The sequence below is a fragment of the Micromonospora sp. NPDC049089 genome (genome assembly GCF_040648775.1).
Classification (GTDB): domain Bacteria; phylum Actinomycetota; class Actinomycetes; order Mycobacteriales; family Micromonosporaceae; genus Micromonospora.
On record NZ_JBEZEH010000281.1, the window covers coordinates 1 to 7,259 of the forward strand.

The 7,259-nt window shown below is 72.2% G+C and carries 8 protein-coding genes; 6 read left to right on the plus strand and 2 right to left on the minus strand.

All coding sequences use genetic code 11. From position 1 onward, the window contains the following. Nucleotides 1-60: 60 nt before the first annotated feature. Both AB0B48_RS30875 and AB0B48_RS30880 read right to left on the minus strand, forming a co-directional pair. Nucleotides 61-252 carry a DUF5703 family protein gene (locus AB0B48_RS30875; protein WP_013734349.1) on the minus strand — a complete coding sequence of 64 codons (192 nt, stop codon included), beginning with the start codon at nt 250-252 and terminating at the stop codon, nt 61-63. A 243-nt stretch (nt 253-495) separates the two neighbouring features. Then, the gene (locus AB0B48_RS30880) at nt 496-1,467 is read right to left on the minus strand and encodes an aldo/keto reductase (RefSeq protein WP_112587412.1); all 972 of its coding nucleotides are present in this window, start codon (nt 1,465-1,467) and stop codon (nt 496-498) included. Nucleotides 1,468-1,654: 187 nt separating this feature from the next. Between AB0B48_RS30880 and AB0B48_RS30885 the strand changes: the two genes are divergently transcribed. From AB0B48_RS30885 to mshC, 6 genes are all read left to right on the plus strand, one after another. Beyond that, nucleotides 1,655-2,707 carry an LLM class F420-dependent oxidoreductase gene (locus tag AB0B48_RS30885; protein ID WP_210865913.1) on the plus strand — a complete coding sequence of 351 codons (1,053 nt, stop codon included), beginning with the start codon at nt 1,655-1,657 and terminating at the stop codon, nt 2,705-2,707. Beyond that, nucleotides 2,704-3,540 carry an undecaprenyl-diphosphate phosphatase gene (locus AB0B48_RS30890; protein WP_030490918.1) on the plus strand — a complete coding sequence of 279 codons (837 nt, stop codon included), beginning with the start codon at nt 2,704-2,706 and terminating at the stop codon, nt 3,538-3,540. Before AB0B48_RS30885 ends, AB0B48_RS30890 begins: the two co-directional genes overlap by 4 nt. Before the next feature lie 110 nt (nt 3,541-3,650). Next, entirely contained in the window at nt 3,651-4,355 is a 705-nt protein-coding gene (locus AB0B48_RS30895; RefSeq protein ID WP_357207724.1) for an MSMEG_4193 family putative phosphomutase, read from the plus strand. Nucleotides 4,356-4,512: 157 nt separating this feature from the next. After that, complete coding sequence (locus AB0B48_RS30900; RefSeq protein ID WP_357207727.1) at nt 4,513-5,088, plus strand: DUF3090 domain-containing protein; 576 nt, start codon at nt 4,513-4,515, stop codon at nt 5,086-5,088. Next, a complete protein-coding gene (locus AB0B48_RS30905; RefSeq protein ID WP_112587406.1) occupies nt 5,085-5,903 on the plus strand; it encodes an SCO1664 family protein in 819 nt (272 codons plus the stop codon). The genes AB0B48_RS30900 and AB0B48_RS30905 overlap by 4 nt, the downstream gene beginning before the upstream one ends. A 66-nt stretch (nt 5,904-5,969) precedes the next feature. Continuing rightward, the coding region (gene mshC, locus AB0B48_RS30910; RefSeq protein ID WP_357207730.1) for a cysteine--1-D-myo-inosityl 2-amino-2-deoxy-alpha-D-glucopyranoside ligase at nt 5,970-7,259 on the plus strand (1,290 nt) is incomplete at its 3' end.

The following is a 7,259-nucleotide window of genomic DNA, read 5'->3' on the forward strand; positions in this document are numbered from 1 at the left end:
GCCGGGCGCCGGCCCCCGCCCCCGGGCGGCCCGCCCCCCCCCCCCCCCCCCGCCCGGTCGTCAGTACGACAGACCCGGCTGCGGCTGGTTGACCCGCCGCCGACGTAGCACCACCTGCCGCGTGCCGTCCCGGTACAGCCGCACCCGGGCCAACTCCCATCCGGAGAACTCCGCCTGGATCGCCAACTGCGCCGCTGCGGTCAACCGGTCGACGTTCGGCGGCAGCCGCAGTGGCGCGTATTCGTAGTCCATGCCCTCCATGCTGCCCAGCCCAGCGACCGTTTGCCACCCCCTCCAGGGTGACCAACAACGCCGCCCCCACCGGTCCACCCCGCCGACCACCCCACGCCACCCCGCGCCCGCCCAACCCCCTCGCCGCGCCGATCTTGCACTTCCTGTCGCGACAAAACAGTCACGTCGCACCATAACGGCAACAGGAACTGCAAGATCGACGCGCTGGACCGGTTTCGCCCGGGGACGGTCGCGGCCGCCCGGTCAGCCGTCGCGTTCGGGGTAGCCGACCGGCACCGCGGAGACGTCGTCCAGCGCGGTGGTGATCTCCTCTGGGAGGGTGATCCGCTCCACCGCGAGCGCGCCGAGCAACTGCCCGACCGTGCGCGCGCCGAGGATCGGCGCGGTCACGCCCGGCCGGTCCCGGATCCAGGCCAACGCCACCTCCAGCGGCGACACCCCCAGCCCACCGGCCGCCGTCGCCACCGCCTCCACGATGCTGGAGCAGCGCGGCTCCAGGTAGGTCGAGACGAACCGCTCGAAGTGCGGCGACGCGGCCCGGGAGTCGGCCGGACGGCCGTGCCGGTACTTGCCGGTGAGCACGCCCCGGCCCAGCGGCGACCAGGGCAGCACGCCGAGGCCGAGCGCGTCGCACGCGGGCAGCACCTCCCGCTCCACGCCCCGTTCCAGCAGCGAATACTCCACCTGGGACGCGACCACCGGCGCCCGCCCCGGCCAGGCGGTCTGCCAGGCGGCGGCCCGCGCGGTCTGCCAGCCGGAGAAGTTCGACACCCCGACGTAGCGGACCTTGCCGCTGGCCACCGCGTGATCCAGGGCGGCCAGGGTCTCTTCGAGGGGGGTGTCCGGGTCGTAGCCGTGCACTTGGAACAGGTCGACGTGGTCGGTGCCGAGGCGGCGCAGCGACGCGTCCAAGGTACGCAGCAGGTGCCCCCGGGAGCCGTCCCGGCGTCGGCCACTGCCGGGGCGCAACCCCGCCTTGGTGGCGATCAGCAGCTCCTCGCGGGGGACGAGGGAGCCCAGCAGCGAGCCGATCACCGACTCGGCGTCGCCGTCGCCGTACACGTCGGCGGTGTCGATCAGGTTGCCGCCCGCGTCGAGGTAACTCTTCAGCTGAGCGGCCGCATCGTCGGCGTCGGTGTCCCGGCCCCAGGTCATGGTGCCGAGCGCGAGCCGCGAAACCGCCAGCCCGCTTCGGCCGAGCGGTCGCTGTTGCATGGGTGAACCTTATTTCGAACCTGCCGCCACCGATATCCTCGCTCCCGTATCTCTGCCGGTTCTGCCGGTTCCGCCGCCCCGGGCTGCCCCGATGGAGGGGGGATCATAAGGTGTCGAGCCGGTGATCGAGTCCGTTATCGGCATTGCGTAACCTGGGGCGACCTGTGCCACGGATGGGGGAGGACCAGTGCGACTCGGGCTCAGTCTCGGATACCAGACGGCGTGGAGCACACCGGCCGACCACCTGGCGCTGGCCCAGGAGGCGGACCGGCTGGGCTATTCGGTGGTGTGGGCGGCGGAGGCGTACGGCTCCGACTCACCCAGCATGCTCGCCTGGATGGCCGGCCAGACCGAACGGATCGACGTCGGCGCAGCGGTGATGCAGATCCCCGCCCGTACGCCGGCGGCCACCGCCATGACCGCCGCCACTATCGACGCGCTCTCCGGCGGCCGGTTCCGCCTCGGCCTGGGCGTCTCCGGCCCGCAGGTCTCCGAGGGGTGGCACGGTGTGCGCTTCGCCAAGCCGCTTGCCCGGACCCGCGAGTTCGTCGACATCGTCAAGCTGGCCATCGCCCGCAAGGAGGTGGCGTACGACGGCGAGCACTACACGCTGCCGCTGCCGGACGGCCCGGGCAAGGCCCTGCGACTGGGCTTCCACCCACCGCGCGAGCACATACCGATCTACCTGGCTGCGGTCGGCCCGAAGAACCTGGAGCTGGCCGGCGAGATCGCCGACGGCTGGCTGGCGGTGTTCTACGCTCCGGAGTTCGCCGAGGAGCAGCTCGCCTCGGTGCGCGCCGGGCGGGCCAAGGTCGGCAAGGAGCTGGCCGGGTTCGACGTGGTGCCGTCGGTGCCCGTGGTGATCGGCGACGACGTGGCCTCCTGCGCCGAACTCGTCCGCTGGTACGCCGCGCTCTACGTGGGCGGTATGGGCAGCCGCCAGCAGAACTTCTACAACCAGCTCGCCACCCGGATGGGCTACGGCGACGCCGCCCGCGAGGTGCAGGACCTGTACCTGGCCAAGCGGCAGCGTGACGCTGCCGCCGCCGTGCCCATGGAGTTCATCGACCGCACCTCGCTGCTCGGTCCGAAGGAGCGCGTCGCCGAACGGATGCGGGAGTACGCGGCAGCCGGGGTCACCACGCTGTCGGTGACCCTTTTCGTGGCCGACCGGGACAGCGGTGTGCAGACTCTGCGTACCGTCGCCGAGGCTCTCGACCTCTCGGGAGTCGGCGAGTGACCTGGGTCGAGGCCATCGTCCTGGGCATCGTCCAGGGACTGACCGAGTTCCTTCCGGTCAGCTCGTCGGGGCATCTGCGGATCACCTCGGCGATCTTCTTCGACCGTGACGCCGGCGCGTCGTTCACCGCGGTCACCCAGCTCGGCACCGAAGCGGCAGTGCTGATCTACTTCGCCAAGGACATCTGGCGGATCACCCGGACCTGGCTGGTGGGCATCCGGGACAAGTCGGTCCGCTCCAGCCTCGACTACCGGATGGGCTGGTACGTCATCGTCGGCTCGATCCCGATCGGGCTGTTCGGTTTCCTGTTCAAGGACCAGATCAAGACCGCCGGGCGCAACCTGTGGGTGGTGGCGACCACGCTGATCGTGTTCGCGTTCGTGCTGGCGTTCGCCGAGTACTGGGGGCGGCAGACCCGCACCCTGGAGAACTTCCGGATGAAGGACGGCATCGTGATGGGCTTCGCCCAGGCGATGGCGTTGGTCCCCGGTGTGTCCCGCTCCGGCGGCACGCTGACCGCCGGCCTGCTGCTCAACCTGACCCGGGAGGCGGCGGCACGGTACTCGTTCCTGCTGGCCATCCCGGCGGTGGTGATGTCCGGGGTGTTCAGCCTCGGGGACGTCTTCGAACCGTCCGCCCCGGGCACGTCAGTGCCGACCGTGGCCCAGACGATCGTGGCCACCCTGATCGCGTTCGGCATCGGCTATGCGGCCATCGCCTGGCTGCTGCGCTACGTCGCCCACCACACCCTGTACGTCTTCGTGCTGTACCGGGTCGCGCTGGGCACCCTGGTCCTGGCCCTGCTGCTGACCGGCACGATCAGCGCCACCTGACCGGTCTGCCGACGGCCCTCGTCTCCGCTCGGGGGTGGGGACGAGGGCCGCAGTCGTGAGGTCGCCGCCCGCGACGGCCCGGCCCGGGGGCCAGGTCATAGGGTGGTCCCGTGGCAACCCTTCTGCTTCTGCGACACGGCCGTACCACGGCGAACGCCGATGGCGGCCTGGCCGGTCGGCAACCGGTCGAGTTGGACGACACCGGGCGCGCGCAGGCCACCGCGGTCGGCGAGCGCCTGCGGGCGGTGCCGTTGGCCGCCGTGGTGACCAGCCCGCTCATCCGCTGCCGGCAGACCCTGGAGCTGGCGCTCCCGCAGGCCGCCCCGATCGTCGAGGACGGGCTGATCGAGTGCGACTACGGCAGTTGGGAGGGGCAGCCGCTGAAGAAACTCGCCAAGGAGCCGCTCTGGCCGGTGGTCCAGCAGCACCCCAGCGCCGCGGTCTTCCCGGATGGCGAGGCGATGGCGGCGATGGCGGCCCGTGCCGTGGCGGCGGTGCGCTCCTGGGACGCGCGGGTCACCGCCGAGCACGGGCCTGAGGCGGTCTGGTTGGCGTGCAGCCACGGCGATGTGATCAAGGCCATCGTGGCGGACGCGCTCGGCGTACACCTGGATGCCTTTCAGCGGATCGTTGCCGACCCGGCGTCGGTGACGGCGATCCGGTTCACGCCGCTGCGTCCGTTTCTGGTGCGACTCAACGACACCGGTGGCGATCTGGCGGCGCTGGTGCCGCCGCCGGCCAAGCGGCGTCGGCGCGCGAACCGCGTGGCCGACTCGGACGCGGCCGTCGGCGGCGGAGCGGGTGCGTCGCGGTGAGGCCCGTCACGACACCGCCCCCGGCCGGGGCGTCCGCGTAGGCCGAAATGGCCGCCACGCCCGGGTGTAACCCCTGCTACACCGGGCGCGCCGTCGCTGTGGCGATTCGGGTCGGTGGGGTGCGCGATGCCAGGGCGGGCCGGATAGGGTCGTGGGTATGACCCACCAGGTGCACGCCTTCGAACCGCCGGAGCGGTTCGTCGCCGGGACTGTCGGGCCGCCGGGGGAGCGCACGTTCTTCCTGCAGGCCCGCGGCGGCGGCAGGCTGGTCAGCGTCGCGCTGGAGAAGGTCCAGGTGTCCCTGCTCGCCGAGAAGCTTGAGGAGTTGCTCACCGAGGCGCAGCGTCGCTTCGGGGTGGACCTGCCCGAGCTGGCGCCGGTGATCGGCGACAATGAGCCGCTGGACACTCCGGTCGACGAGGAGTTCCGGGTCGGGACGCTCGGGCTGGCCTTCGACGTGGACACCGCCACCGTGGTGATCGAGGCGATCGCGGCGGGCGAGGTGGAGCCCGAGGTCGAGCTCGGCGACGAGGACGACGACGACGACGAGGACGAAGAGCCGGACGAGGACCTGGATCGGCTCCGGGTCCGGCTCACTCCCCAGGCGACCCGCCAGTTCATCGAGCGGGCCCGGCGAGTGGTCAACGCGGGCCGGCCACCGTGCCCGCTCTGCGGCCAACCGTTGGACCCCGCCGGGCACCTCTGCCCGCGGCACAACGGTTATCACCGGTGACCTCGTCCGGCCTCCAGCCTCGCCAGGACGGCGACGCCGCGCTGCGGCTGCTGCGTGACGGCGTCCTCGACCTGGAAGGTCGGCTGGTCGACGCGTCGAACACGACGCTGCGCGGCATCCTGACCCTGGACGGGTTGACCGCCCGGTGCGTCTACAAGCCGGTCCGTGGCGAGCGCCCCCTCTGGGACTTCCCCGACGGCACGCTGGCCGGCCGGGAGGTCTCGGCGTACCTGGTCTCCCGGGCCACCGGATGGGACCTGGTGCCGCCGACGGTGCTGCGCGACGGCCCGTTCGGCCCCGGCTCCTGCCAGCTGTGGATCGACGAGCCGGAGGACGCCGAACCACTTGTCGGTTTCCTGCCCGCCGGGGAGTTGCCGCCACGCTGGATCCCGATCGCCGCGGCCCGGGACGACGACGGCGCCGCGTACGCCCTCGCCCACGCCGACGACCCACGGCTGGCCCGGCTCGCGGTGCTCGACGCGGTGCTCAACAACGCCGACCGTAAGGGCGGTCACGTGCTCGTCGGTGCCGACGACCGGATCTACGGCGTAGACCACGGGGTGAGCTTCCACGTGGAGGACAAGCTGCGCACCGTGCTCTGGGGTTGGGCCGGTAAGCGCCTGCCCGCGGACGCCGTGGAGATGCTCGACGCGCTGGCCGGTCAGGTCGCCGGTGCGCTCGGCGCGGAGTTGGCCGACCATCTGACGATCAGCGAGGTGGCCGAGGTGGCCGCTCGGGTCGACCGGCTGCGCGAGACCGGCTGCTTCCCGCAGCCTCCGGAGGACTGGCCGGCGATGCCCTGGCCGCCCATGTGACCCGCTGTCATCTTGATCACCCGTGGGGCGCTCCGGCGTTGCCGGCGGGCTGGCTAGGCTGATCCCATGGAGTCTTGGGCGGGACACGAGGTGCCACGGCTGCCGGGCAGGGGCGAGCCACTGGCGTTGTACGACTCGGCGCGGCAGGGTGTCCACCCGAGTGAGCCGGCCGACGCGGGCAGCATGTACGTCTGCGGCATCACCCCGTACGACGCCACCCACCTCGGCCACGCCGCCACCATGATCACGTTCGACCTGGTGCAGCGGGTGTGGCGTGACGCCGGCCGCCCGGTGCGCTACGTGCAGAACGTCACCGACATCGACGACCCGCTGCTGGAGCGGGCCGCCCGCGACGGCGAGGACTGGGTGGTCCTGGCGATGCGCGAGACGGCGCTGTTCCGGGAGGACATGGAGGCGCTGCGGATCATCCCGCCGGCGCACTACGTGGGTGCCGTCGAGTCGATCCCGGACATCGCCGACAAGGTCGAGGTGCTGCTCAAGGACGGTGCCGCGTACCGGCTCGATGACGGCACCGGCGACGTCTACTTCGACATCTCCGCCACGCCCCGCTTCGGCTACGAGTCGAACCTGACCCGCGAGCAGATGCTGGAGATCTTCCCCGAGCGCGGTGGCGACCCCGACCGGGCCGGCAAGCGGGACCCACTGGACCCGCTGCTGTGGCGCGGCGCCCGCGAGGGCGAGCCGTCCTGGCCGGGCGGCGAGCTGGGCCCGGGCCGCCCCGGCTGGCACATCGAGTGCGCGGTCATCGCGCTGAACCTGCTCGGTGATCGGATCGACGTGCAGGGCGGCGGCAACGACCTGCTGTTCCCGCACCACGAGGCCTCCGCCGCGCACGCCGAGCGGCTCACCGGCCAGGCGCCGTTCGCCGAGCACTACGTCCACGCCGGCATGATCGGTCTGGACGGCGAGAAGATGTCCAAGTCCCGCGGCAACCTGGTCTTCGTGTCCCGGCTGCGCGCGGACAAGGTCGACCCGATGGCGATCCGGCTGGCGTTGATCTCCGGGCACTACCGCAGCGACCGCACCTGGACCGACGACCTGCTCACCGCCGCGCACGAGCGCCTGGACCGTTGGCGGCGGGCCGCCGCCGCGCCCGCCGGGCCGTCCGGGGCCGAGCTGCTGGCCGAGGTACGCGCACGCCTGGCCGACGACCTGGACACTCCCGGAGCCCTGGCCGCAGCCGACCGCTGGGCCGAGGCGACCCTCGCCGGTGCCACCGACGACCCCGAAGCGCCCGCTCTCTTCGCGACCACCGTCGACGCCCTCCTGGGCATCCGCCTGGAAACCCTGGACGCCTACCAACTCGTGTCACAGGCGGGGCGGGCACCGATCGGC

Excerpts from the sequence above, each read along its gene's own strand:
- AB0B48_RS30875 (WP_013734349.1), bottom strand. The coding sequence starts at position 252 with ATGGACTACGAATACGCGCCACTGCGGCTGCCGCCGAACGTCGACCGG.
- AB0B48_RS30900 (WP_357207727.1), top strand. The coding sequence starts at position 4,513 with ATGACCCACCAGGTGCACGCCTTCGAACCGCCGGAGCGGTTCGTCGCC.
- AB0B48_RS30880 (WP_112587412.1), bottom strand. The coding sequence starts at position 1,467 with ATGCAACAGCGACCGCTCGGCCGAAGCGGGCTGGCGGTTTCGCGGCTC.